Annotated in this window: 24 protein-coding genes and 1 riboswitch; of the genes, 10 read left to right on the forward strand and 14 right to left on the reverse strand. The window is 60.6% G+C overall.

Features of this window, described 5'->3' with window-relative positions; translation table 11 throughout:
- Positions 1–62: 62 nt before the first annotated feature.
- The 7 genes from DLM86_RS02245 (at position 63) to DLM86_RS02275 (ending at position 9173) form a co-directional block, all read left to right on the forward strand.
- Positions 63–1841 carry a sensor histidine kinase gene (locus DLM86_RS02245; RefSeq protein WP_110838323.1) on the forward strand — a complete coding sequence of 593 codons (1779 nt, stop codon included), beginning with the start codon at positions 63–65 and terminating at the stop codon, positions 1839–1841.
- Positions 1819–3387 (forward strand): response regulator transcription factor, encoded by a 1569-nt coding sequence (locus DLM86_RS02250; protein WP_110838324.1) that lies wholly within the window; start codon positions 1819–1821, stop codon positions 3385–3387. The genes DLM86_RS02245 and DLM86_RS02250 overlap by 23 nt, the downstream gene beginning before the upstream one ends.
- Before the next feature lie 104 nt (positions 3388–3491).
- Complete coding sequence (locus DLM86_RS02255; protein WP_158289281.1) at positions 3492–4787, forward strand: ABC transporter substrate-binding protein; 1296 nt, start codon at positions 3492–3494, stop codon at positions 4785–4787.
- A gap of 90 nt (positions 4788–4877) precedes the next feature.
- Positions 4878–5753, forward strand: coding sequence for a carbohydrate ABC transporter permease (locus DLM86_RS02260; protein ID WP_110838619.1), 876 nt, complete (start codon positions 4878–4880; stop codon positions 5751–5753).
- Positions 5750–6586, forward strand: coding sequence for a carbohydrate ABC transporter permease (locus tag DLM86_RS02265; protein ID WP_245954303.1), 837 nt, complete (start codon positions 5750–5752; stop codon positions 6584–6586). Before DLM86_RS02260 ends, DLM86_RS02265 begins: the two co-directional genes overlap by 4 nt.
- A gap of 43 nt (positions 6587–6629) precedes the next feature.
- Positions 6630–8423, forward strand: coding sequence for a metallophosphoesterase family protein (locus tag DLM86_RS02270; protein WP_110838326.1), 1794 nt, complete (start codon positions 6630–6632; stop codon positions 8421–8423).
- 15 nt (positions 8424–8438) lie between these two features.
- Positions 8439–9173 (forward strand): MgtC/SapB family protein, encoded by a 735-nt coding sequence (locus DLM86_RS02275; RefSeq protein ID WP_110838327.1) that lies wholly within the window; start codon positions 8439–8441, stop codon positions 9171–9173.
- Between the two features lie 94 nt (positions 9174–9267).
- Here the strand turns inward: DLM86_RS02275 and DLM86_RS02280 are convergent, their stop codons facing one another.
- Together DLM86_RS02280 and DLM86_RS31960 are read right to left on the reverse strand one after the other, a co-directional pair.
- Entirely contained in the window at positions 9268–9708 is a 441-nt protein-coding gene (locus tag DLM86_RS02280) for a GNAT family N-acetyltransferase (RefSeq protein ID WP_158289282.1), read from the reverse strand.
- 58 nt (positions 9709–9766) lie between these two features.
- Positions 9767–9943 carry a hypothetical protein gene (locus DLM86_RS31960; protein WP_158289283.1) on the reverse strand — a complete coding sequence of 59 codons (177 nt, stop codon included), beginning with the start codon at positions 9941–9943 and terminating at the stop codon, positions 9767–9769.
- A 191-nt stretch (positions 9944–10134) separates the two neighbouring features.
- Here DLM86_RS31960 and DLM86_RS02285 point away from each other — a divergent pair, with 191 nt between their 5' ends.
- Positions 10135–10338: a hypothetical protein gene (locus DLM86_RS02285; RefSeq protein WP_110838329.1), complete on the forward strand. Its 204-nt coding sequence runs from the start codon at positions 10135–10137 to the stop codon at positions 10336–10338.
- A 102-nt stretch (positions 10339–10440) separates the two neighbouring features.
- Here the strand turns inward: DLM86_RS02285 and DLM86_RS02290 are convergent, their stop codons facing one another.
- The 5 genes from DLM86_RS02290 to DLM86_RS02310 all read right to left on the reverse strand — a co-directional run bounded on the left by DLM86_RS02290 (position 10441) and on the right by DLM86_RS02310 (position 15412).
- Positions 10441–11055: an SRPBCC domain-containing protein gene (locus tag DLM86_RS02290; protein WP_245954304.1), complete on the reverse strand. Its 615-nt coding sequence runs from the start codon at positions 11053–11055 to the stop codon at positions 10441–10443.
- A gap of 75 nt (positions 11056–11130) precedes the next feature.
- A complete protein-coding gene (locus tag DLM86_RS02295) occupies positions 11131–12096 on the reverse strand; it encodes a helix-turn-helix transcriptional regulator (protein WP_110838330.1) in 966 nt (321 codons plus the stop codon).
- Between the two features lie 132 nt (positions 12097–12228).
- Positions 12229–13230, reverse strand: a complete 1002-nt coding sequence (locus DLM86_RS02300; RefSeq protein ID WP_110838331.1) for a Gfo/Idh/MocA family protein — start codon at positions 13228–13230, stop codon at positions 12229–12231.
- Between the two features lie 431 nt (positions 13231–13661).
- Positions 13662–14657 carry a cysteine peptidase family C39 domain-containing protein gene (locus tag DLM86_RS02305; protein WP_110838332.1) on the reverse strand — a complete coding sequence of 332 codons (996 nt, stop codon included), beginning with the start codon at positions 14655–14657 and terminating at the stop codon, positions 13662–13664.
- A 23-nt stretch (positions 14658–14680) separates the two neighbouring features.
- On the reverse strand, positions 14681–15412 hold the full coding sequence (locus DLM86_RS02310; protein ID WP_110838333.1) for an RNA polymerase sigma factor: 732 nt from the start codon (positions 15410–15412) through the stop codon (positions 14681–14683).
- Between the two features lie 328 nt (positions 15413–15740).
- Between DLM86_RS02310 and DLM86_RS02315 the strand changes: the two genes are divergently transcribed.
- Entirely contained in the window at positions 15741–16277 is a 537-nt protein-coding gene (locus tag DLM86_RS02315; RefSeq protein ID WP_110838334.1) for a GNAT family N-acetyltransferase, read from the forward strand.
- 222 nt (positions 16278–16499) lie between these two features.
- Here DLM86_RS02315 and DLM86_RS02320 read toward each other — a convergent pair whose 3' ends face one another.
- From DLM86_RS02320 to dapA, 6 genes are all read right to left on the reverse strand, one after another.
- Positions 16500–16742, reverse strand: a complete 243-nt coding sequence (locus tag DLM86_RS02320; protein ID WP_110838335.1) for a hypothetical protein — start codon at positions 16740–16742, stop codon at positions 16500–16502.
- Positions 16743–16816: 74 nt separating this feature from the next.
- The gene (locus DLM86_RS02325) at positions 16817–18469 is read right to left on the reverse strand and encodes a glycosyl hydrolase family 18 protein (protein ID WP_110838336.1); all 1653 of its coding nucleotides are present in this window, start codon (positions 18467–18469) and stop codon (positions 16817–16819) included.
- Between the two features lie 127 nt (positions 18470–18596).
- A complete protein-coding gene (locus tag DLM86_RS02330) occupies positions 18597–19208 on the reverse strand; it encodes an RsiV family protein (RefSeq protein WP_110838337.1) in 612 nt (203 codons plus the stop codon).
- Between the two features lie 128 nt (positions 19209–19336).
- Positions 19337–19537: a hypothetical protein gene (locus tag DLM86_RS02335; RefSeq protein WP_110838338.1), complete on the reverse strand. Its 201-nt coding sequence runs from the start codon at positions 19535–19537 to the stop codon at positions 19337–19339.
- A gap of 86 nt (positions 19538–19623) precedes the next feature.
- A riboswitch (cyclic di-GMP riboswitch) is annotated at positions 19624–19711 on the reverse strand.
- 65 nt (positions 19712–19776) lie between these two features.
- Positions 19777–20550 (reverse strand): class I SAM-dependent methyltransferase, encoded by a 774-nt coding sequence (locus DLM86_RS02340; RefSeq protein WP_110838339.1) that lies wholly within the window; start codon positions 20548–20550, stop codon positions 19777–19779.
- A gap of 94 nt (positions 20551–20644) precedes the next feature.
- On the reverse strand, positions 20645–21526 hold the full coding sequence (dapA, locus tag DLM86_RS02345; RefSeq protein WP_110838340.1) for a 4-hydroxy-tetrahydrodipicolinate synthase: 882 nt from the start codon (positions 21524–21526) through the stop codon (positions 20645–20647).
- A gap of 180 nt (positions 21527–21706) precedes the next feature.
- On the opposite strand from dapA, the gene DLM86_RS02350 reads away from it, so the two are divergent.
- Positions 21707–22618: a LysR family transcriptional regulator gene (locus DLM86_RS02350; protein ID WP_110838341.1), complete on the forward strand. Its 912-nt coding sequence runs from the start codon at positions 21707–21709 to the stop codon at positions 22616–22618.
- Here the strand turns inward: DLM86_RS02350 and DLM86_RS02355 are convergent.
- On the reverse strand, positions 22575–23309 hold the full coding sequence (locus tag DLM86_RS02355; protein ID WP_110838342.1) for a glycerophosphodiester phosphodiesterase: 735 nt from the start codon (positions 23307–23309) through the stop codon (positions 22575–22577). The genes DLM86_RS02350 and DLM86_RS02355 overlap by 44 nt on opposite strands.
- Between the last annotated feature and the right edge of the window lie 208 nt (positions 23310–23517).

Consider the following 23517-nt stretch of genomic DNA (forward strand, 5'->3'; position numbering starts at 1 on the left):
GCGAGGCGTCCCGCTGAGCAGTCTTTTTTTCACCCTATTTGCGCCGACGAGGAGAAGCCCCCATGTGGATCAAAAAAAGCTTGTTCGCCAAACTGCTGCTCGGCATGCTGATCGCCGCCGTCATCCCGTTCTCGCTGTCCAACATCGTCTCGTACAGCACGACGTCCGAAGGCATCGAGCAAAACGTGATCGAGCTGAACCAAAAAACGATGAGCCTCGGCACCGATCATATCAAACGGTATTTGCAGGAGCTGACGCTCGATTCGGTCGCCTATTACCAAGATAACGCGCTGATGAACAACCTGCGCAGAACGGCGGCGTCCCCCCTGCTGCTCGTGCAAATCCGGGAGCAGCTGAACCAGCTGTACGGAGGCCGTTCCGAGATGCGCGCCGTCCGCTACATCAACGCCAAAATCAACCAAACGTTCACGCTCCAGGACAACGTCGGACTCGGCGCGAACATCTCCTTCACCGACATCGTCCTACCGGAGCGGTACGGCGACTGGGACGAAAGCAGCGAATTCGAAGTGACCCGGATCGGCGAAGAACAAGTATTGGCGCTGCACCGCCCGCTCGTCGATTACCCGTCGTCCGACGTACTGGGATTGACCTCGCTCTACGTCGGCACGGATAAGATCGCGTCGCTCATGAGCCCGCTTTCGGATTCGTCCAAAGGGGAGGTCACCTTCTTGTACATCCGGAACGCGAGCTTGCTGTACAGCTCCGCGGACGACGGAGCGCCGCCGGCGGCCGCGGATATCGATCTGGCGGCGTTTGCGGGGGACGACGGTGCGGTGGACGGCCGTTACGACGGCCGGCGAGGGATTTATATTTACCAAAAGGACCGTTACAAAGATTTGCCGCTTACGATGGTCAAATTCGTACCGAAGGAAACGATCAACGAATCGGCCAACGAAATGCTCAACCGGGTGCTGCTCATTCAGCTGGTCGCCATCGCCTTCGTCATCCTGCTCGCCGCCGCGCTGTCCTTCATGACGATCGCCCCGATCAAACGGCTGCTGCGGATGATCGGGCAAGTCGAATCGGGCAACTACAAGATGGAGCCGACGAGCGGCAACGCGGACGAATTGGGCGTGCTCGAGCAGCGGTTTCGGACGATGATCCGAAATTTGGACGAGCTCGTCATCCGCGAATATCGCGGCAAGCTGGAAATTTCGACGGCTCGGCTCAAAATGCTGCAGGCTCAAATCAACCCCCACTTCCTCTACAATACGCTCCAGTCGATCGGGACGCTCGCCTTGCGCCACGGCGTGAACGAGATCAGCGATAAAATAACGGAGCTCGGCTCCATTATGCGCTACAGCATGGATTTGAAGACGGAGACCGTTCCATTGTCCGGCGAAATCCGGCACGTCGAAAACTATTTGTCGCTGCAAAAAGGCCGATTCAAGCACAAGCTGTCGTACGCGTTGTCCTGTCCACCGGAGGCGCTGGGCGTGCTTGTGCCCAAAATGATATTGCAGCCGCTCGTCGAAAACAGCATCGTCCACGGCATCGAGCAGGGCAGCGGCTCCGGCACGCTGCATATCGGGATCGAGCGGACCGACGATTCGCTCCATATCCGCGTCATCGATAACGGCAAGGGAATGGACCCCGACGCCGTTCGGCGAATCAAGGACGAATACGCGGCCGCCCAGCCTTATCGCGAGGATCGGGGCATCGGGCTGATGAACGTGCTGTACCGGCTGCAGCTATATTACGGCGAACGCTTCCGCTGGGACATCGAGAGCGAGCCGTACGAATCGACGACGATATCGCTTCACATTGCCGCAGACCGTCTGCAAGGGGGAGAATCGGATGAACGTATTGATCGTGGATGACGAAGATCATGTACGGGAAGGGATTACGCTGGCCGTCGATTGGGCCAAGTTCGGAGTCGACCGGCTGCTGTACGCCGAGAACGGCGAACAGGCGTTGGCACTTGCCGTCGAGCATCGCCCGGCCGTCATCTTCTGCGACATGAGCATGCCGGGCATGGACGGCGCGGAGCTGCTGCAGCGGCTGCGACGGCACGATCCCTCCGCGCAGCTGATCGTCGTCAGCGGCTACGATCATTTCAGCTATACGCATGCCGCGCTGCTTGCCAAAGGGATCGATTACTTGCTCAAGCCGTTTCGAACATCCGACCTCGAGCAGGCGCTCGGGCGGGCCGTCGCCGAATGGAAGCGGCACATGAGCCAGTTCGAAAAACAGATCGAGGACGGCGATAAGCTTCGCCGGGCGGACGCGTTGATGGACGAGCAGAAGCTGGCCGGCTATTTCAAAGGCGAAATCGTCTTCAACGAAGACATTCGCCGTCTGTTCGCGAGACGGGGACTGCCGCTCGAACGCCTGGAGGCCGCGCTTTATTTGCCGATCAACCGGTCGGAGCTGCTTCACGATCGTTTTCGCGGCGATACGGAGCTGCTCGCCTTCTCGCTGAACAATATCGCGCACGACATCTTGAACCGTTACGGCGCCCATTATTTATGCAGGCTCGACGAGCACCAGTGGCTGCTGCTTACCGTACCCGAGGATCCGAACGGTGCGGGCCGGCACCGCTATCATGCGGAGAAAGTGGCGGCGGCGTGGCGGGAGACGCTCGGTCTTCATGCGCTTCTCGGGCGGCACGAAGGACACGTCGCGGCCGACCGTCTGGACGACGCGATCGCCGGCGCGCGGTCCGATTTGCTGCGGCATGACGTGCTTCACGGCGATACCCGGCCGGCGGGCTCCCCCTCGACGGACAAGCTGCCCCGTCTGACCGACCAGCAGCTGGTGCTCGAGACGGCGCTGAAGCGCAAAGACAAAGCGCTGGCCGGCCGGGCGATCCGTTCGTTTACCGGACAGCTCCGCGCGCTGGGCTCCTTGCGGCTGAAGGAGCTGCAGGGCTTCACTCACGAGGCGAACCTGCTGCTGGAGAAAATGAGCCGCACGCCGCAGGCGGAAACGAAGCTGGCCAACCGGACGATGCCGTTGTGGATCGGCCATTTCGACGAATGGGAGCGGGTGTTGATCGGGTTATGGGAAACGTTGATCGACGAGAGCGGCGAAGAAACGCCGGACCGCAGCGTGGAAGCGATTCGCGATTACATCGCCGACCATTACCAGGACGACCTTTCGCTGACGACGCTCGCCGCCGTCTTCAACTTCAACCCGTGGTACATCTCGCGAAGGTTCAAGGAGCTGTACGGAACGACCGTCATCACCTACTTGACGGAGCTGCGCATCGATAAGGCGAAGTCGCTGCTTACGCAGACGAACATGAGCGTGTCGGAGATGGCCGGCAAGCTCGGATATGCGGACGAAAACTACTTCGGCAAAGTGTTCAAGAAGCAAACCGGCTTGTCGCCGCTCCAGTTTCGCAAAGAGCGCCGGGACGGATGACAGGTCCCGATTTTCCCTTTTCGGGTCAATATATTCTCTTCCGAACGCCGGAGCCGGTCGGTAGACTTATAGAGGAATCAGACAATCGACTTGGGGGAATGACGATGACCAGCTCAGGCAAAAAGACGTTCGCGAAAATAGCCGCGCCTTTGATCTCCGCCGCCTTGCTCGCGTCGATCGCGGCCGGCTGCGCCGGTGGAACCGAAAGCGGCGCGAGCAAAGACGCGGGCGGCAAAGCGCCGGCTGAAAAAGTGACCATCAAGCTGCTGCAAAACAAAATCGAAATCACCGACAAGGTGAAAGCGATGGTCGCCGATTACACCGCGCAGCATCCGAACGTCAACATCGAGGTTCAAATCGTTAAAGATTACAACACGCTGCTCAAAACGCGCTTCGCCGCGGGGGACGCTCCCGACATTTTCACGACGGCGGGCTACAGCGCCATGGCCTCCTGGTCGGAGACGCTGCTCGACCTGTCGAACGAGCCCTGGATGCAAAAGGTTTCCCCGATGACGGTGGAAGGCATGACGTTCGACGGCAAGAAGCTCGGCTTCCCGATGGCGTTCGAAGGCTTCGGCATCGTCTACAACAAAGATTTGTTCGCGAAGGCCGGCATCGACAAAACGCCGACGACGCTCTCCGAGCTGAAACTGACGGCGGAGAAGCTGAAGGCGGCCGGCATTCAGCCGTATAAGGAAGCGTACCAGGAGACGTTCCCGCTCTACCACCTGTTGAACCTGGGCTTCGCGTACGAGAAAGACCCGGCCGCCTCGCTCGCCAAGCTGCAAAAGGGCGAAATGAAGCTGAAGGACCTTGCGAATCTGAACGCGGTGTTCGACGTTCTCGATATCGGCATGACCTACGGCAAAGGGCAAGAATCGCTCGGGGTCAGCTACGACAGCCAGGTTTCCGATTTCGCCAACGGCAAAATCGCCATGATCAGCAACGGCGTATGGACGATCGATCCGATTCAGAAGGTCAATCCGAACGTCAACATGGGCATGTTCGCGCTACCGCTGACCGACAATGCCGGCGAAACGAAAATGCCCGTATCGGTTCCCGGCTATTACGTCATCAACAACAAGTCCAAGCATATCGAGGAGTGCAAAGCGTTCTTGAGCTGGCTGCACGACAACGGACAAAAATATTTGGTCGATTCGTTCAAGTTCATTCCGGCGTTTACCGATTTGACCACGACGAAGGAGCTCGGGCCTCTGGCCGTGGACATGGCCCCGTACGTGACGAACGGCAAGGCGATCCCGTGGACGCAAAACGCTTGGCCGGTCGGCTACAAGGAGGATTCCCCGAAACGTCTGCAGGCGTACATCGGCGGGCAGACGAACCGGGAGCAGACGATCGCCGAGCTGCAAAAGGATTGGGATAACCGCATCAAGAAATAACGGCTCACGTAAACGGGTTCCCGCGAAATCGGAGGCGGGAGCCCGTTCTCATTCTTCGTTACATTATTCGAACGGAAAGGGGATGTGGACGTGAGTACGAAAAGCAGGCAATTCCTCACCTATACGGCCTTTGTCGCCCCCGCGGTCCTTTTTTTTGCGCTGATCATCTTGATTCCGTTAATCCGGGCGCTCGTGTTCTCCTTTCAGGATTGGAACGGCATCAGCAGCCACATTCGGTGGGCCGGCTTGGACAACTATAAACGGCTGCTGCATGACGCCGATTTCGGCAAGTCGCTGCTGTTTACGTTCCGGTATGTGGCGGTTACGACCATCCTGTTTAATGCGAGCGGGTTTTTGCTCGCACTCGCCCTGAACGTCGCTTTGAAATCGCGCCATGCGCTGCGCGCGGGCTTCTTCATCCCGCATGTGATCGGCTCGGTCATTATCGGCTTCATCTGGCAGTTCATTATCGTTCAGCTGTTCGGCGAAATCGGGAAGGCGACCGGCTGGGCGCTGTTCGGCAAAAATTGGCTCAGCCTGCCGGACTACGCCTTCTGGTCGATCGTCATCGTCGCCGTCTGGCACTCGGCGGGCTATTTCATGGTCATTTACTTGGCGGCGCTGCAGGGTGTGCCGCAGGACATGCTGAAAGCCGCGGAAATCGACGGAGCGGGGCCGTTCCGCCGGCTGTGGAGCGTCACGCTGCCGCTCATCCGCCCGGCCATGACGATCTGCCTGTTCCTCGCCATCTCCAGCAGCTTCAAGGCGTTCGACCTGAACTTCTCGCTCACCAAGGGCGGTCCGTTCGGCACGACGGAGTCGCTCGCTTTGCAAATTTATTCGGACGCCTTCGTGAAAAACTTGTTCACCTACGGGGCGACCAAGGCCGTCGTTTTCTTTATCGTGCTCGCCGGCATTACGCTGGTACAGGTCGGGGTCATGAAACGCAAGGAGGTGGAGCTGTGAGAAACGAATCGCGGTACGGCTTGGGCAAGCTCGGCTTGGAAGCGGTCATGATCGTGCTGGCCGCCCTGTTTTTGTTCCCGCTGTATATCACGATCGTCAGCGGGTTCAAAAGCTTCAATGAAATCGTCGAATCGGCGTGGGCGCTGCCGGACAAGCTGGACTGGCACAATTACGCGACCGTCTGGAAGCAAATCCAGTTTCCCGGCGTGTTCATGAATTCGTTGATCGTCACGGTCGCATCGGTCGTCCTCATCCTGCTGATGAGCGCCGCAGCCGCTTACCAATTGGTCCGGCGTCCGGGCATCGTCAGCACCGTCATCTTCTTCGCCGTGCTTTCCTCGATGATCATTCCGTTTCAGACGCTGATGATTCCGCTCGTGAAGATGGCGAAAGATTTGCGGCTCATCGACTCGCTGTACGGACTGATTTTGGTTTACTGCGGCTTCGGCATTCCGCTTGCGCTGTTTTTGTACCACGGGTTTATCAAAGGCGTTCCCCGCGAATTGGAGGAAGCGGCCCAGATCGACGGCTGCGGCCCGTTCGGCGTCTTCTTCCGCATTTTGCTGCCGCTGATGAAGCCGATTACGTCGACGATCGCCATTTTGCATACGCTGTGGATTTGGAACGATTTTTTGCTGCCGCTCATCATGCTTACCTCGGCGAAAAACAAGACGATCCCGCTTGCGTCCTCGATCTATTTCGGCGAGTATAACAATGAGTGGGGGCTCGCGATGGCGGCGCTGACGTTTGCGATCGTGCCGGTCGTCGTTTTTTTCCTGGTCATGCAAAAGTATATTATTCAAGGGATTACGGCCGGAGCGGTGAAAGGATAAGCGCCCGCCGCATCCGCGATCTGACGAAAGAGGAGGGTTGGGGATGAGAATCGTCATTCTCGGTGATTTTCATTTGAGGCCGGAAGATTACGAGCAGACCCGGGCGGCGATGGAGGATGTCGCAGCCTGCAAGCCGGACTTGATCGTCCCGCTGGGCGACTTCGGCAGCCAAGGGAAGATCGGCAGCATCGCCGGTCTCGAGGAGTCGGAGCCGTTTTTGCGGCTGCCGGGCGTTCCGCTGCGGCCGATACTGGGCAATCACGATTTGGAGCTCGAGTCCGGCAACGGGAAGCAGCCGAAAGGCACGATGCGGGAACGGTTTCTTCGCATGTTCCAGCTCGATCGGCCGTACGGCGTACTCGAGTACGACGACATTCGGCTGTTCTTCGCCTCGACGGAGCCGCAGCGTCCGGATTCGTGCTACGACGTCCAGGAGGTGTTCGCCACCGACGAGCAGTTCGCCTGGCTGTCGGCTAAGCTGAAGGAACGGCCGGGGGTGCCCGTCATCTTTTTCACGCACGCTCCTCCGGTCGGGTCCGGGCTGCGCACGGTGCCCCGCGTCCATGTCCGGTCGACGAACGCGTACTTGGACGAGAATCACGATCCTTACCGATGGTACCGGTTGTTCCGGCATAGCCCGGAAATCGTCCTATGGTTTTCCGCCCACTATCACTTGAGCCACATCCATCCGGACTCCAGCACGTACCGGTTCGGCACCCGCTTCTTTATTACCGGCGTGCACGGGGCCGGGTTCACCCGCGACGGGATGCGGCAGTCGCGAATCGTGGACATCGGGGAGCAGTCGGTTGCGGTCCGTACGCTCGACCATATCAAGCGGGCGGTAACCGACGAAGGCGGCTGGCGTCACGAGGGACCGCTTCGCTCGTTGATCGCGAAGCCGGGCGTATCGCTGTCACGCGTCGGCTCGTTCCCGGTCGGCGAAGCGCCGGCCATCCGCGGCGGCATCGTGCCCTTGTCGCCGGATCGATGCCTCGTTTCGACGGAGGACGGGTTCACCTGGGAGGCCGAGCCGGAGGTCGAAGCCGTGTTCGGCACGTGCCATATCGGCCCGGCGTTGACGGCGGTCGGCGCCTCGGAGGAGCGGATCTGGTTCGCTTGGGGCCGCTCGGTCGGCTGCAGCGACCGCCGCAGCCCTTGGCGGTTCGTGCGCGCCGCGAACGGGGATTGGCCGTTCGTGAAGCGGCAGCTCGAGGAGGAAGCAGACGCCATGGCCGTACGGCCGGAAGGCGGTGCGTGGGTGGCCGCCGGTCCGGATTTGTGGAAGGTCGTCCCGGAGCACGGCGCCTTATCGGCGGCGCGGATGGTGCGGCTCCCGGAGCGAAGCGTCGGCTTGACGGCGGACGGCTCCTTCGTCTGGTCGGTCGCCGACTCCGGCACCGTTTACCGCTATGAAGAAGGACAGCCGGCTTTTCAACCGGTAATGGAGGGCGTGCGGGCCTGGGATTCGTGGAGAGGGTTTTGCGCGGCGATTACGATCGGGAACGGCGGGACGACGCTGCTGTCGGCGGACGGGCTAACCCGTTATGCGGTAAGTTTGCCCGCCCCGCTCCGCGAAGACGACGGCGGGAGCCTGCAGGTCGTCTGCCTCGGTAACCACCACTTGTTGGCGCTCGTCGGCGGCCAAGTCTATTTCGCCATCGCTAACCGTCAAATCGTAAGCAAGCTCGACACGACCGACGGCTATGCCGCCGCAGTATCGCGAGCGTATGCGGTGGAACGGGACGGCACGTGTCGTACGTTCTACCTTTCGGTACGCCACGACGATCCGGTCGTGCGGCCGACGCTGCAGCTGTGGGAGGCAAGCCTCCATGACTAGACGGGGCGAATGACTATGGACACCATCGATCATCACATTTGGACGATTACGCATGGCGAGCTTATCGCAAGATTGATGTTGTCCGCCGTATTGGGCGGCCTCATCGGTATCGAGAGAGAGTGGAGCAACCATGCGGCCGGCTTTCGCACGCACATTCTCGTCTGCCTCGGCTCGACGACGATCATGCTGCTGTCCGTTTACGGCTTTTCCGAATTCGTCGACGAGCCGAACGTGAGGGTGGATCCGGCCCGTCTGGCGGCTCAGGTCATCAGCGGGATCGGATTTCTCGGCGCGGGGGCGATTATGCGGAACGGAAACGTCATCAAAGGATTGACGACGGCCGCTTCGGTCTGGGTCGTGGCCGCTATCGGCTTGTGCGTGGGCGCGGGCTTTTTTACCGGGGCTCTGATCAGCACCTTGCTGGTGCTCGTCAGCTTGTTTTTGCTGAACAAGCTGGAGAAGCGCCATATCAAGGACCGCCGCAATCGCGAGCTGGAGCTGGAAATGGTCGATCAGGCCGGCACGCTCGGGCAAATCGCTTCGTTGCTGGGGGATCACGACGTCCGCATCGTGCATATCAAGATCGTCCCCGGTTCGTCCGCCGACCATCCGCCGAGCGTTGTCGTGCAGCTGACCGTGCAAGTGAAGCGGCAGCAGAAATTCATGGAGGCGATCGGGCGGATTTCGGCTTGCCCGAACATCCTTTCGCTTACCTCCGGGAGCTTGCCGGCCGCAAGCTCGGCGGGCTGAACGAGAGGAGCCGGGGTGACCGTCTCGCTTGGGCCCCATATAGAACGGCTGCGGCTCCTTCCTGGAGACGCAGCCGTTCTTTCGCTGCCGGCCGTCAGGCCGGAAACGGGATAAAAACAAGCCTCATAAAGCCGTCCTCGTCCACCTCTTGCTCGACAAAACCGGCTTTTCGAAAACAGCGGATGCTGGCGATATTGTCCGGCTCTATGCCGGCTTCCCATCGCCGCACGGCCGTAAGCTCGGGGCGCTGCAGCAAGGCGGCGAGCATCCGGCTGCCGTACCCTCTGCCGCGCAGCCCGGGATTGACGAGAAGACTGACGTACGCCGTACCGTCCGCCTCCGTCTCCGCATCGATCTGACCTACGGGCTGTCCGGACTCGTATACGATCCATGCATAGTAATCGGGGTTTTGCAGCACGAATGGAAGCCACCGCTCCAGAGGCAGCATCCCGCTCAACCGCCGCAACGCCTCGGGATCCTGAAACCACTGCTTCAAAAGGGCTAGACCTTCCTGCTCAAGCCGAACGAATTCCAAAACGTTTCCTCCTCCTTGCGCGGAACTTCCTCTCTTTCGCTTCCCCCGGGTCTTACCGCTATTCGTAATGCGAAGCTTCGTAAATATCCGCCGTAACGGCGATCGCCACGAGAAACACGGTCATCAGGATGAGCGCATAACCGACCCATCGCATGCCCGGAGCGGATTTCGCTCGGGCGGCCAAAAGCGCCCCCGCTCCGATCAGCAGCGCGATTACGATCCCGAAATGGATCATAGGCTTCCTCCTCCCGTTCGTTCCCGTTTCTAAGCTAGACGTTTCCGAAGCCCGCAAGGTTTCACGGTATCGTCCCCATTTCGCAACCCGAGCGGTTCCAGCTTCCGGATCATCAGGAAACTGGTAGCAGAACCTCCTGCATCATGGTATACTGAAATCAATAACGTCGAATCGATTGGAGGTCTGGCTCCATGAACAGGAGAACCGATACGCACGAGACGCCCACCTTTAATTCGGTGACCGAGCATTACAGAACCGTTATGGGCGTCCCGTCCGCCAAAGTCGACATGAAGTCGATGCCGCGCCCGCTACAGCTGTTCGGTTACGGCGTCGCCGCCGTCATGGCGGTTTGCACCGCCGCCTTCCTCGCGATGTACGTCTCGCAATTTTTTTGAGCGCGCTCAGTTCAGCCGGTGAACGATTTCGTACGCGTTCCCGCAAGGGTCTCCGAATTAAACCGATCGTATGTCGGGCTGATCGGGAACGGCTGCGGGCCGTTATGCGTCCGCCGTTCCCGCCATCTCCCGAAGCGACGCAATCGCGCCCTCCCACTTCGCCAGCATTCGCTCCCGCTCGAACAAGTCCGACAAGTTTTCTTGGTGGAAGCTGACCGTCGTTCGATCCGGCGACGAGGACATCAGCCGGATTTGCAGCGTGGACGGCTTGTCCCATTCCGGCAGCTTCCACGTCAGCCGGAGCTGCTCGTACGGCTTGTACACCCGCATCGTGCCGGTCGTCCCTTCGGCCGACTCGAACGGTACGCCCGCCGCCCACTCCGGGGGGGCGAGCTCGCCGATCCACAGCTTCAAGCCTTCCCGGGACATCAGCAGCTCCCACACCCGTTCCCTCGCGATCGGCAGCGTGCGCCGGACCCCCATCTGGAACCCGGTCGACGCGGTTCGTCCGACCGGCTTGCGCCCCCAACGTTCGCCCAGCGCGGCGGCGAGCAATCTCGCCCACGCATCCTCCGTCCCGTGCTCGTCCCGGATATGTCCGGCGAGCCGTTCGTCGGACCAGGACGGGTCCGCCTCCTTCGCCAGCATCGTCAACCATTCGTCCAAGCTTTTGCCCGTCGCCTCCGCGAGCGCTTCCTTCGATATGCCGTTCGTCATCGTCTGCCCCTCCACCATTCGTTCGTAATGGCTTTATTATACAAAAACTCCACTGACAGCTGCGGCCAGTGAAGTTCAGATCGTGCGATAATAGTCCGCCAACGCCTCCGCGACGCCTCTCATCGCCTCCTTCAGCTCCGGCGGCTCCACGCCCGTAATCGAGCCTCCGTACGTCAGCAGCGCGTAAGGAACGCGGGAATAAACGGTGTGCGCCGGCAGCCGGAAGGTGGCACCGTCCCGCCGGCGTTCGACGAGACCGCCGCCGAACAGCCAATTCGCGCACAGGTCGGCGATCGCCTGCGGCTTTCCTTCGAGGCGTACCGTCACGTATTCGTCGCTCCGCTCCGGATCGGGCCGCAGCCCCGCCATGAAAAAATCGCGGGCCGAGAACCCCGCCGGACGCTCGAACGTTCCGCCGGCTTCCGCGCACGCGCGAATCCGGTCCGCGCGGAAGCTGCGGATGTCGCCGCGCAGGCGGCAGTAGCCGACAACGTACCAGCCGCTCTTCCAATGGACGAGACCGTAAGGGTCGATATCGCGGCTCGTCACGTCGTCGTCGTAGCCGGCTTGATACGCGATCGACAGCGTCCGTCCTTCGGCCGTTGCCCGCTCCAGCTGCCGCAGCAGTGCGCCCATCGAGTCGTCGACGGGCGGATGAATGACGTCGAGTCCGGCTTCGTGCCGCTCGATCGCCTCCTGCTGCTCCTCGTTCGCATACCGCTTCAGCTTGACGATCGCCCGCTCCAGCGCCTCGCCATGCGGGTAGCCGGCTTCCTGGGCGAAAACGGACGCGTGCACGAGCGCCTTCTGCTCGTCCGCATCGAAGAACAGCGGCGCCCCGTCGAGCGGCTGCAGCAAGCTGTACCCTCCGTTGTGGCCGGCGTCGGCGACGATCGGCACGCCGCTCGCGCACAAGGCGTCGATGCACCGGTATACGGTGCGGACGTGAATTTCCAGCTCCTCGGCGATCTGCTTCGCCGTAATCCGCTTCCCCGAACGGAGCAGCCACAAGATCGCAATCATGTTGTCCGCCTTCGACAAAGGTCGTCCCGCTCCTTTCCGCAACCGTCGGTCTCTTGCGTCTATTGTATACCGACGAAGCCGCGGCGGCAAAATCCGGACACGGAACAAGCGGGGAAGATGACCTCTCCCCCGCCCTCCCCCCTCCGCTTCCTACGCCTCGGGCCGCTCCTCCTTGCCGCTCGCGCAGGAACGGATGATCGCCTCCGCCACCGCGATGCCGTGCACCGCGTCCGCGAACGATACGTACGACGGAGCCGTCCCGCCGGCCGCGCAATCGCACAGGTAGGTCAGCTGCTCGCGCAAGGCGCCGGTCGAGGTCCCGTTTCGCGTATGATGGATGGAATAGTCCGGGGTCGCGCGCCCGCGCGCGTCGAGCAGCTGCATGTCGGAGCCGCCGTTCGCGAATTGCGCGGTGCCGTTCGCGCCGATCACCTCGATCGAGTCGTTCATGACGATTCCCGCTTCGTCCGGCGTCATCCAGTTGCTGTGGAGAAAGGCGAGCGTCCCGTTCTCGAACTCCAGGCACGACCATAAAATATCCGGAACGACTTCGTCATGCACCGCTTTCCCGTACGCCTTGACCGTCCGGACCCGGCTGCCCGCATACCAAATCGCCAGATCGAGATCGTGCACGGTGAGCTCGAACACCGTATGCGTCCGCTTGTACGTCCGGAACATGCTCTTCGTCCGGGCCCGCTTCAAATACATGCTGTGAGGCGCACCGATCCGTCCCGAGACGATCGCTTCGCGAATGTCCGCGTACCGCGGCTCGAACCGCAGCAGATGGCCCGGCACGATAAACTTCCCCCGCTCCTCCGCCGTTCGCTGCATCTCGATCGCTTCCGCCAGCTTCGTCGTAACCGGCTTCTCCACCAGCACATGCTTGCCCGACCGGAGCGCCTCTATGGCGGGAGCAAAATGCTCGCTCTCGAACGTCGCGATGCTCACCAGCTCGATATCGTCGCGGGCGAGCAGCTCCTCGCTGTTCGTGTACGCGTGGGCGATCGAGTACCGGTCCGCCAGCTCCCGGACCCTCTCTTCGTTCCGGTCGCAGATGGCGACGACTTCGGCCTGCGGCATCGAGCGAAACGCTTCCAAATGACAGCCGCCCCAACTGCCGAGCCCGATAATGCCGACTTTCGTTTTGCGCATGTTCGTTTTCGCTCCTTCTCGTTCGGATGGACGGGCAATTCAATTCCGTTTCTATATTATATATAATCTATGCAATAGAATTATATCGCCGGTCGTGCCCCGATTCAACCCTTTTTCGATGGAACCTTTGTTCCGTGGAAATGGGCCTAAAGGTTTTCACTTTGTCCGGAAGGGGCGGTTGTGTTTGGCTACGATCTGCGGTAGGAAGCTGGAACCGGGGGGTCCTCCGCTCCGCCGGGTACCCGCGGTTGCACAGCGTTGCGCAGCAAAAAGACCCAATGGAACGGGCGGTCTCCCTGTTCGCTTGGGTCTTTAACACTTACTCAATCGTTGCATGATCGCTTTGACGGGCAGAAGAGGAAGAAGTCCTTAAACTGTCCAAGCAATCCTTGGACAACCTTCGCAAGCTCGTTCCACCCGTCCGCCGCCGCTTACCCGTCCGCCTCCAGCACGGCGGCCATCCGCTCAAGCGCTTCAACGCCCTGCATCTCCGCCGCTCTCGCCCGCTCCAGCATACGAGCCGAAGCCTCCGCCACTTCCGGATCGTTCGGACTTCCGCCCTGCGGAAACGGGAACTGCTCCGCAAAAGGCCGCAGCGCCGCCTCCACTTCCTCATAGTGACCGGCCGCCTGCGCGCTCAACCGCCGGATCTCTTGCTCCAGCGCACCGTCTCCGGCCCAAGTCCGGTCCAGCTCCCGCAAAAACCGGGCCGCATAAACACGGGCGTCCCAATAACACTTGGCGCAATAGGCGTTGCCGAACGGATCGGCCGTCCGGTCCTTGAATGTCTGGATCCAGGCGTCGTAAGCATCGAGCCCGTTTTTGTAGACGCCCGGCTGCGGAATCGAGTTGATCTCTTCCATGCGGGCGTGCTCGATCGCCAGTTTAAGCGCTCCTCGCAGCAGAGAATGGCGGTCCGGACGTTCGAGGGACGGTTCAATCGTCAGAACGAACAGCTCGCTCACCTGCCCCCGGCCAAGCTTGGCGTAAGGCAGCGTCCCGTCCTTCGCCGGGTCCCGCGCGGACAACAGCTGCTGATCGTCATCATATCCGTAAATGATACCGAACTCGGCGACGAACAAGTCCCATGCGATCGCCGGTATTCCACGGTCGATGGAGCGCTGTACCGCTTCCAGCGCCTCGGTCAGCTCCTCCGCGCTCGGGGGGGTGAGCGTCGGACCTCCATATGTCTTGGTCCCATACCCCAGCACGTTCATCATGCGCGGCAGGAGCACCGGCCAGTCGTAACCGCAAGGTCCGCCGACGTCGGCGGCGGGGATGCCGATCTTGAGGCGGAACGCATGGCTCGTATAACCCATGATTTCGGTCAAGCTGTAACGCTTCTCGTCCGGGTATTGGAGAGCCGCATGGATCGCTTGGGCCGGCGTGCACCATGTCATTTCAAATCGAGTGGACGTTTGTGACATCGGAAAAGTCACTCCTTCGGTAGTCAGTATCCGGTCGGCTTCGGCAAAATCTTTTTGGAGGGCAGCTTCAGCTCGCGGCGTTTCTGGACGTGCGCATTTAAATAAACGCGCAGCCGTTCCATCTGCACTTTGTGCCTCGTGCGATAGATGAAATTGTACACGTTGCCGGTCGTCGTGCCGAACAGATCGGCGATTTCCGGCGGCGACAGCTCCCGGAAAAAGTAAGCCTCGAAAATGTTCCGTTCCCTTGGGCTGAGACAGCGCAGCAGCTCTCCGATTCCGACGATCATCTCCTTCTTCACGACCAGATGCGCCGGGTCGGACAACTGCTGCGAACGGCTCTCCGTACGCGAAGCCAAATGCCGGATTATGCTGTCGACGCTGTCGCATTCGACCTGCGGCTCCTGCCCGTCCCGGATCATGCGATAAGAGGCGAACGGTTTCTCCTTCGCATACGGGCCGCCCCGCCTCAGCTTCATGTACGCCTGATTGCGCACAATCTTCTGGAGCCACGGCAAAAAGCGCGACGTATCCATCAAGCTGCCGAGATGCAAAAAAGCGCGGATCAACGCATCTTGCACGACGTCCTCGGCCATATGGTCGTCGTTCGTCAGCTTCCGGGCAAGGCCGTACGCCCTGGTCCGGTACCGGCGGACCAGCTCGCTGAACGCTTCGGCGTCGCCATCCCGGGCGCGCCTGACCGTCTCGTCCTCGCCGCAATCTGCGGCGGTTTCCCGCACGTCGCGAACTTCCATCTTCCCTCCCCCTTCGGCTTGTAACCGGTCTATCCTTAGGGATGCCAACCGATCTCCGAATCTCACACATTGGATAAAAAAAGATTCTAAACGAAGTCTTGGACACGATGCCTGACCCTTGCGTAAGCGGAACCTTTTTCTTTCGAGAAGAACGCACTCAGCTTCGCTGAAAACTTATACTATCTTTATTCTTAAGGCTATGTTAATCTTTGTTGTCGATTTATCATTAAGCTAACGGCAGAATAGTTAAAAAGCTTTCGCGAATACCCTACATATGGATTTACGAGTATACAAAACAAGTACCAATCTAGGTACACGGAGGGAAAATATGCTATACGGACAACGAGTAACATTAAGGCGTGTTGTTGAAGAAGATTGGGAAAAGCGATATGAATGGCTGTCCGATCCCGTAGTTAACCGAACGTTACCGTCAGGAAGTGGTATGCCCCTAACACCGGAAGTGGTCAGAGAACGTACACGGAAGTACGCACAAACAGATCTATCCTCTGTCTATTTTACCATAATAAAAGAAGACGGCATCCCGATTGGCAATACCCAATTGTTTAATATCCATCCTTGGTCCAAGCATGCTGAATTTGGTATTTGGATTGGGGACAAAACGGTATGGGGGCAAGGTTATGCTACAGAAGCGACAGGTGTTGTCCTGGATTTTGCATTCGAGCGTTTAAACCTTCATAAAGTGTATTTGACGGTAGATGCTGATAATCCTGGTGCTATTCGGAGTTATGAAAAGGCTGGTTTCAATAAGGATGGCATACTAAGAGACGAAGTCTATAAAAATGGTCAATATGTCGATCGTATAATGATGAGTATTTTGAAGCATGAATACTTAAAAACTATCTAGTTGTTCCAAATAACAAAGCATATAGGAAGACCATTCAGGAAGAAACTACGAAAGATAGTGTGCTTTCTCGAAAAATTGCATGTTAAGCTAACGGGTACGACAGTTCAATCACCACCTTTGAGGTGGTTGTTTTCTTTCGCTCAAAAATGAACATTCAACGACAACTAACCATTCTTAAAAAAAAGCCCGCCGGTCGTATGCCGGCAGGCTCGCTTCCGATGGTCAGCTCGAGTGGCTTTTCCATTTCTTGCGGTAATACGTATGACCGTGCTGGTTATGATGGTAGTTCGGGTGCTGGCCGTGATTCGGATATTGCGGGGGATGCCCGTACTGCTGCTTATGGTAGTCGCTGCTGCTGTAGTGTACGTGTTGGCGCTTATGATAATCGCTGCTGCTGTAGTGACCGTGACGGCGCTTGGACCCGAGAGCGGAATGCAACGCATCCTTCAATAGCTTCTTGAACATGAATCGCGTCCTCCTTCGCGTTTGTTGTTAAGTAATACGTAACCGCGAAAAGGAGGTTTCAAACCGGCCGCAATTTAGCGAGCCCGTTTCTCCGAATGGGCGGCCGCGACGCTCCAGTCCTCCGGCGTCAGCTGGTTCAGCTGCCACAGCGCCACGCCGCGCAGGCCGAACGATTGCGCGAGCCGGATCTTCTTCCCGATGCTCTCCGCGTCCTCGTACCAGAGCAGGTGCGAGCCCCTGTCGTCCGTAAACGTGATCCGTTCCAGGAAGTAGGGCAGCGCCTGCTCCGTGCGGGTATTCGGATCGGCCAGCCGCTTCTCGACCGCATCGATTGCCGGCGACGGGAAAAAGTCCACGGTGCCGTCCGGCTTCGTCGTCCATTGGTTCGCCTGCTTGGAAATGCCGAGGAGCAGCTTGCCCGGCGGAATGTCGAGCAGCGCTTCCTTGACCGTCATGCCGACGAGCGGCAGCGGCGCGGAAGGCAGCCCGCTCGCCGCATGCGTGAAATCGTACGCCATCAGGACGACCCGGTCGGCCAGCTCGCCGATCGCCTTGTAGTCGTAGCCGGCGTAATAGTCGGACGGCGGCACCGCAACCGTCAGAGACGCGTTCCCGATCGCCGCCTTCAGCTCGCGCAGCAGCTCCGTGTACGGCTCCCGCTGCGTCGGCTCGGTCAGCCCTTCGAAGTCGATGCATACGCCGGCGAACCCGTACGCGGGGTCGGCCAGCGTCTCCCTCACGGAGGCGACGAACGCCGCGCGCGCCGGCTTGTCCTGCAAAAAGTCGGCCAGCTTCTGCTGCTTCGTATTGGCGAACACCATGAGCCGCTTCGCCGTCTTGGACCGGTCGGCCGCCTGCAGCACGTCCTTCCAATCGGCCGGCAGCGTCAACGCCGCCTTGGCGGTACCGGAACCGCCCCCGGCGTATTCCAGCTTCGCCCAGTCGAAGATCGCCTCCCCGGCGGCCGAGAAGCGGGCCGTATCCTTGTACGGGCCGCCCGCCGAATAAAAGGCGGCGATCTCGAGCGGCGTTTCCGCGGTCCGTACGCCGATCATCCGCTCGACGATGGCCGCCGCCTCGCGCCGGGTCAGCGCGTCCTTCGGCCGGAATAACCCCAGGTCGTCCCCGAGCATGACGCCCGAGGCGACCGTCCGGTACGCGTACGGCGCGAGGCGCGGCTCGATATCCGCGGCGTCGCCGAACGGTACTTTGTCGCGCGTCGTTGTCCATTCCGTCTGGAGCCAGCGCGTCCGCTCCTCCGGCTTCGCGTCCGCCAGCAGCGCCGCGCCCGCCAATGCGGCCACCTCCTCGCGCGTCATCCCCTTATCCGGTCCGAACGCGCCGTCCCGTACGAGCGTATCGAGCCATCCGGCCTCATGGGCTCGCCGAATCGGCTCGTACGACCACCGGTCGGCCCCGACGTCGGCCAACGGCGCCGCGCCGGCGGCTCCCCCGGCTTGCGGCCGCGGCGGCACCGCCTCGACGAGCAGCTTGACGAACGCCTCCCGGGAGAGCGCCGCGTCCGGGCGAAACGTCCCGTCCTCGTAGCCGTCCACGATTTTCATGGACGACAGCGTATATACCGACGGTGCGGCCCAATCGCCGACCGCCATATCCGAATACGTCTTCAATCGGGCGTCGTAGGCGAACGACTGCCCCGCTCCGCCGATCGTCAGCAGCAGCGCCGTTCCGAGGGCTGCCGCTACCCGTTTCCCATACCGTTTCAAGTCTCATCCTCTCCTTTTCCGTTCCGATAAGGGTTATCCGGATTCTAGCAACACTGCTATGAATCTAGTATATCACACCGAAAAAAAGAAGCCCTCCCCCGCCTTGCGGCGAAGGAAGACTTCGGACTCAAATCGCGACCGGCTGCAGACGGCCGATCGGCCCTTGCGGGTCGGCGATGTCGACGATGTCGCCGTACGGGATCGGGAACGCATACGGCGTATATTCGTAGAGCCGGTAATAGACGACCAGCTCGTTCGGCGTCAAGTAATAGTCTTGTTCCGGGCCCACGCCCCTGAAATCGGCGATGTCGGAGACGGGCACTTCCCTCTCCTCGATTTCGCGTTTCAAGATTGCGTCGATCGTGTCTTTGTATTCGCTCCCTTCGGGGAACAAATCGCCGAACCGGTACGCGTTCCCGTTCCACAAGTCCATCGTCAACGACCGCTGCACCGTCAGTCCGTGCGCGGCGCCCTTCGAATAGGCGTCATTGCGGAATACGATGCTGATCAAGCCGTTTCCGTTCAGCCTCGTCTCGTAGCCGCCGGTCATCTCCTTGGTCGGGTCCTGCACGTAACCCTGGTCCCGGATCAGCCCGTACGTCAAGTCGAGAATCCGGTCGTTCATCGCCGTCTGCGCTTTCCGGTTCGGCAAGCCGGACAGCTGCGGGTAGCGGATTTGCAGCCTCGGCTTGATCATCACCTTCTTCGATACGATTGCGGATAAATCGCGGAATTCCATCGTTCTCCCCTCCTTCCCGCGGATACTCGCCTACTTATACCCATATTCGGCGGCGGGAAAAAGGTGCGGGGACCGATGACGTTTTTTCGGGAAGCTTCACAAAAAATAGACTTCCCCCAACGAAAAGTCTACGTCCGTTTATATTCCTGGCAGGCGAGACACGTGCCGACGTCCACGCAGGTCGGATGAGTGGCTCCGGTAAATTTGGTGCAGTAGATCGGCGTTTTGAACTCCACGTTCGAGGAGATCAGGGAGCAATACTTGCAGTTGCCGATCAGCTCGACGGTCAGCCGGTGCAAATCGGTTTTCAGCTGCATCACTTCGTTCATCAATCGTCACCTCCAGTCGCGTCCCGAACGCAAAGAAGACGCCGCCCAGAAGCGACGTCCGTCCAGCCGACGATAACGGTGCCGTTATGGGCAACCCGGCTGTCTTGGCCGAGAGCGGCTGTAGACCCGTGGCTTTGCGTCCCCGTCTTTCGATCGGGTTTGCCTTTTTTCCTAATCTTGCACACGTTTGTAAGACTATAGTACCCCATTTTCCGCATTCCATTAATAGGTATATGGTCCTATTTCATGACTAAAGGCATATACGCCGTCACCCGCAGCCGCCAATAATCGAGCACCCACTCTCCGTCGCGGAACAGATACGGCTTCGCCGCCTCGGCCGTCTTCCCGTAAGCCTCCCGCTTCCGCGCCTCGTCGAGCCCTTCGAAGAACGCCGTTCCGAACATGTCGAGCCAATGCGCGAGTCCCCGCTCGCCGTCCCCCATCGCGACCTGACGCGGAAAATGGAGCGCGTACCCGACTCGGAACCCTTCCGCCTCGAGCAGCGCGGCGTATTCGCCCACGCTTGGAAAATACCACGGGTTGCGCGCCGCCGCGTCGACCACGCCGAACGCGGGCAGCGCCTCGTTCAGCGCCCGGACGATGCCGGCCACGTTGCCCTTGCCCCCGAACTCCGCCACGAACCGTCCGCCCGGCTTCAGCGCTTCGCGGACGCTGCGGATGACGTCCGCCGGCTTCTTCATCCAATGCAGCGCCGCGTTGGAGAATACCGCGTCGAACGTCCGGTCCGTCCGGTACGACTGCGCGTCCGCCACCTCGAACGTCAAGTCCGGGTATTTCGTCTTCGCCTTTGCGACCATGTCCGGCGAAAAATCGATTCCGTGCGGAATCGCCCCCCGGTCCGCCAGCTCCCGGCACAAGTCGCCGGTGCCGCAGCCGATGTCCAGCACCGACTCGCCCGGTTGCGCGTCGAGCAGGTCGACGACCGACTTGCCGTACTCCGAGACGAAGCCGATTTTCGTATCGTACAATTCCGCGTTCCACGAATGATTCATGCGCTCACAACCTTTCCTCTTCTTGATTCCGATTGTGAGGCATGACCGGCTCATTCGTCCAATATATAGATTCGATATTCGTGATAGTTAACGCCTATAACTTCGATCCGTTCAGCAGCGCCTCCAGCTTGCCGCGAAGCGCCTCCCCCGTCCGCGTCATCGGAAGCCGCACCGCGTCGGAGCGGATCAGGCCGCCCAGCTGAAGCGCCGTCTTCACCGGCGCCGGGTTCGGCTCCGCGAACAGCAGCCGGATGAGCGGGACGAGCTCGTCGAACGCCGCCTTCGCCTCCGTCCAGCGGCCTTTGGCGAACGATTCGTACGTTTTGACGAACCGGTGCGTCCGGACGTGAGCCGATGCGAGCATGCCGCCGGCCGCCCCGCAGCACAGCGCCGCGAAGAAATACAGATCGTCGCCGCACAGCAGCGCCTTCTCCGTCCGTCCGCCAAGCTCGATGAAGTGGCGGATGCCGCCGGAGCTTTCCTTGATGCCGGCCACCGCTTCGAGCTCGAGAACGGCGGCGATGTCGTCCGGAGTCAGCTCCAGCCCGGTCCGGTACGGAATATGGTAGGCGACGATCGGAAGCCCGGCGTCTCCGACCCGCTTGTAATGCTCGAGGACGCCGGCCGCCGAAGGCCGGTTGTAGTACGGCGTGACGACGAGCGCCCCGTCCGCGCCGAGCTGTCTCGCCCGCTTCGTCAGCATGACCGCGGTTCGCGTATCGTTCGAGCCCGTGCCGACGATAACCGGCACGGACCGCTCGCCTCGAACCTCCAGCGCGATTTCCGTCATCCGGCGCACCTCCTCCCACCGGACGGCCGGACTTTCGCCCGTCGTGCCGTTGACGACGATCCCGTGCACCCGCTGCTCCAGCACCGCGTGGACGACGTTGCGGAAGCTTTCCGCATCCAGCTTTCGATCGGGCGTAAACGGAGCGACGACGGGGACGAAGACGCCTTTCAATCGTTCAGCCAACATGATGAACCCCTCCCTGGCATGAATGCCGGCATCGCCTGCCGTTGCAACGGCTATTGCAGCGGCGGCCGCGACCGGCTGTGCATCCAATGTACCATAGCGAATCCGATCGGAGTTAGCTATAATATTCGATAACATCAATCGGAAAAACCGATCGAATCCGCGCGCAAGGAGGTAACGCCGATGGACATCGCGCTTATGAGAACGTTCCGCGAAACGGCGCGGCAGCTGAATATGACCCGCGCGGCCGACGCGCTCGGCTACGCGCAATCGAGCGTAACGGCGCAAATCCGGAAGCTGGAGCAGGAGTACGGCGTCCCGTTGTTCGAGCGCGACGGACGCGGCATCCGGCTGACCGCGGGCGGACGCCAGCTGCTCGCGTACGCCGACCGGTTCCTCGACCTGGCCGAGGAATCGAAGCAAGCCGTATCGGCGGAGACGGCCGGCGCGCTCGCGATCGGCACGACCGAATCGATGGCGGCGTTTTATTTGCCGCCGTACGTTCGGCGGATGAAGCTGGCGTTTCCGCAAACCGAGCTGCTGCTGCAAACCGGGAACGAGACGGAGGTGCTCCAAGGGGTGAAGCGGGGCGAATACGACGTGGGCGTCCTGCTCGAGCGCAAATGCCCGGATCCCGAGCTCGTCTGCGTCACGCTGCGCGAGGAGCCGCTTGTCCTCGTCGCCCGCCCGGACCACCCGCTCGCCGGGGCGGCCGAAGTCGTGCCGGGCGACTTCGCCGTTCACGCCTGGGTCGCCCCCGAGCGAAGCTGCGCCTACCGCAACGCGCTCGTCGGGCTGCTCGCCGATTGCGGCGTACGGCCGCAGCTATCGTGCGAGCTCGGCAGCGTCGAGGCGATCAAGCGCTGCGTCCTCCACGGGCTCGGCCTGTCGCTGCTGCCCGCCGGCGCCGTGGAGGCGGAGCTCGCCGACGGCCGGCTCGTCCCGCTGCCGTTCTCGCACCCGGAGCTGCGCTTCTTCGTCCAGCTCGTCTATCCCGCCGGGCGATGGGTGTCGCGCACGCTGACGGCGTTCGTCGACCTGCTGCGGGACGTCAGCCCTCCAGCAGCTTCTTCAGCCGGCCCGGATAGTCCGTAATGATGCCGGAGACGCCGAACTCGATCATCTGCCGCATCGTCTCCTCCGCATTCACCGTCCAAGGGTAGACGGCGAGACCGCGCTCCTTCGCCTCTCGAACCGCCTCGCCGGTCAGCTTGCTCCATTGCGGATGAAGCGAATAGAGCGGCTGGTCGATGAGGTCGGCCATCCGGTAATGCTTCGCGATGCCGATGCTGTACAGCTGGCCGATGCGAATATTCGGCTCCAGCGATTTCAGCAGCTCCAGGCTGACGAAATCGAACGAAGAGACGAACACGCTGTCTAGCCGGTTTTTGCGGTGCAGCAGCTTCAGCAGCGCCGGCTCGGTCTCCCCGCCGTACGAGCCTTTGATCTCGACGTTGATCTGCACCTCCGGCGAAACGAGGTCGAGCACTTCCTCCAGCAGCGGGACGCGCTCCCCCGCATACTTCTCGTGAAACCAACGGCCCGCGTCCGCCTTCTTCAGCTCGTCGACGGTCATGTCGCGGATGACGCCCTTGCTGTCCGTCGTCCGGTCCAGCGTCCCGTCGTGGCAGACGATCACTTCGCCGTCCTTGGACAGGTGGACGTCCAGCTCGATGCCCGTGCAGCCTTGCTCCAGGCCGAGCTTGAAGGCGGCGAGCGTATTTTCCGGCGCTTCCCCGGCCGCTCCCCGGTGCGCGATAATCATAAGGCTGTCGTTCGTTTTCATCGTTTCATCGTCCTTTCGGCAAGTTGTAGGGTCTCGGGATCGTGTCATCTATGTACGAAAAAAGACCGTAGAAACCCGCTCGCCCCCGGAGCGCAAGCTTCCCGCACACGGCGAAAAACAAGCGTCCGTCGGCCTCTCGGGTATTCTCTCGGTCTCCGAACCCAATCGGTCGTTACGCTTTCGGTCTCGATGTCCGCCTTCATCGCGG

Origin of the sequence: Paenibacillus flagellatus (genome assembly GCF_003217775.1) — a bacterium.
Classification (GTDB): domain Bacteria; phylum Bacillota; class Bacilli; order Paenibacillales; family NBRC-103111; genus Paenibacillus_AB; species Paenibacillus_AB flagellatus.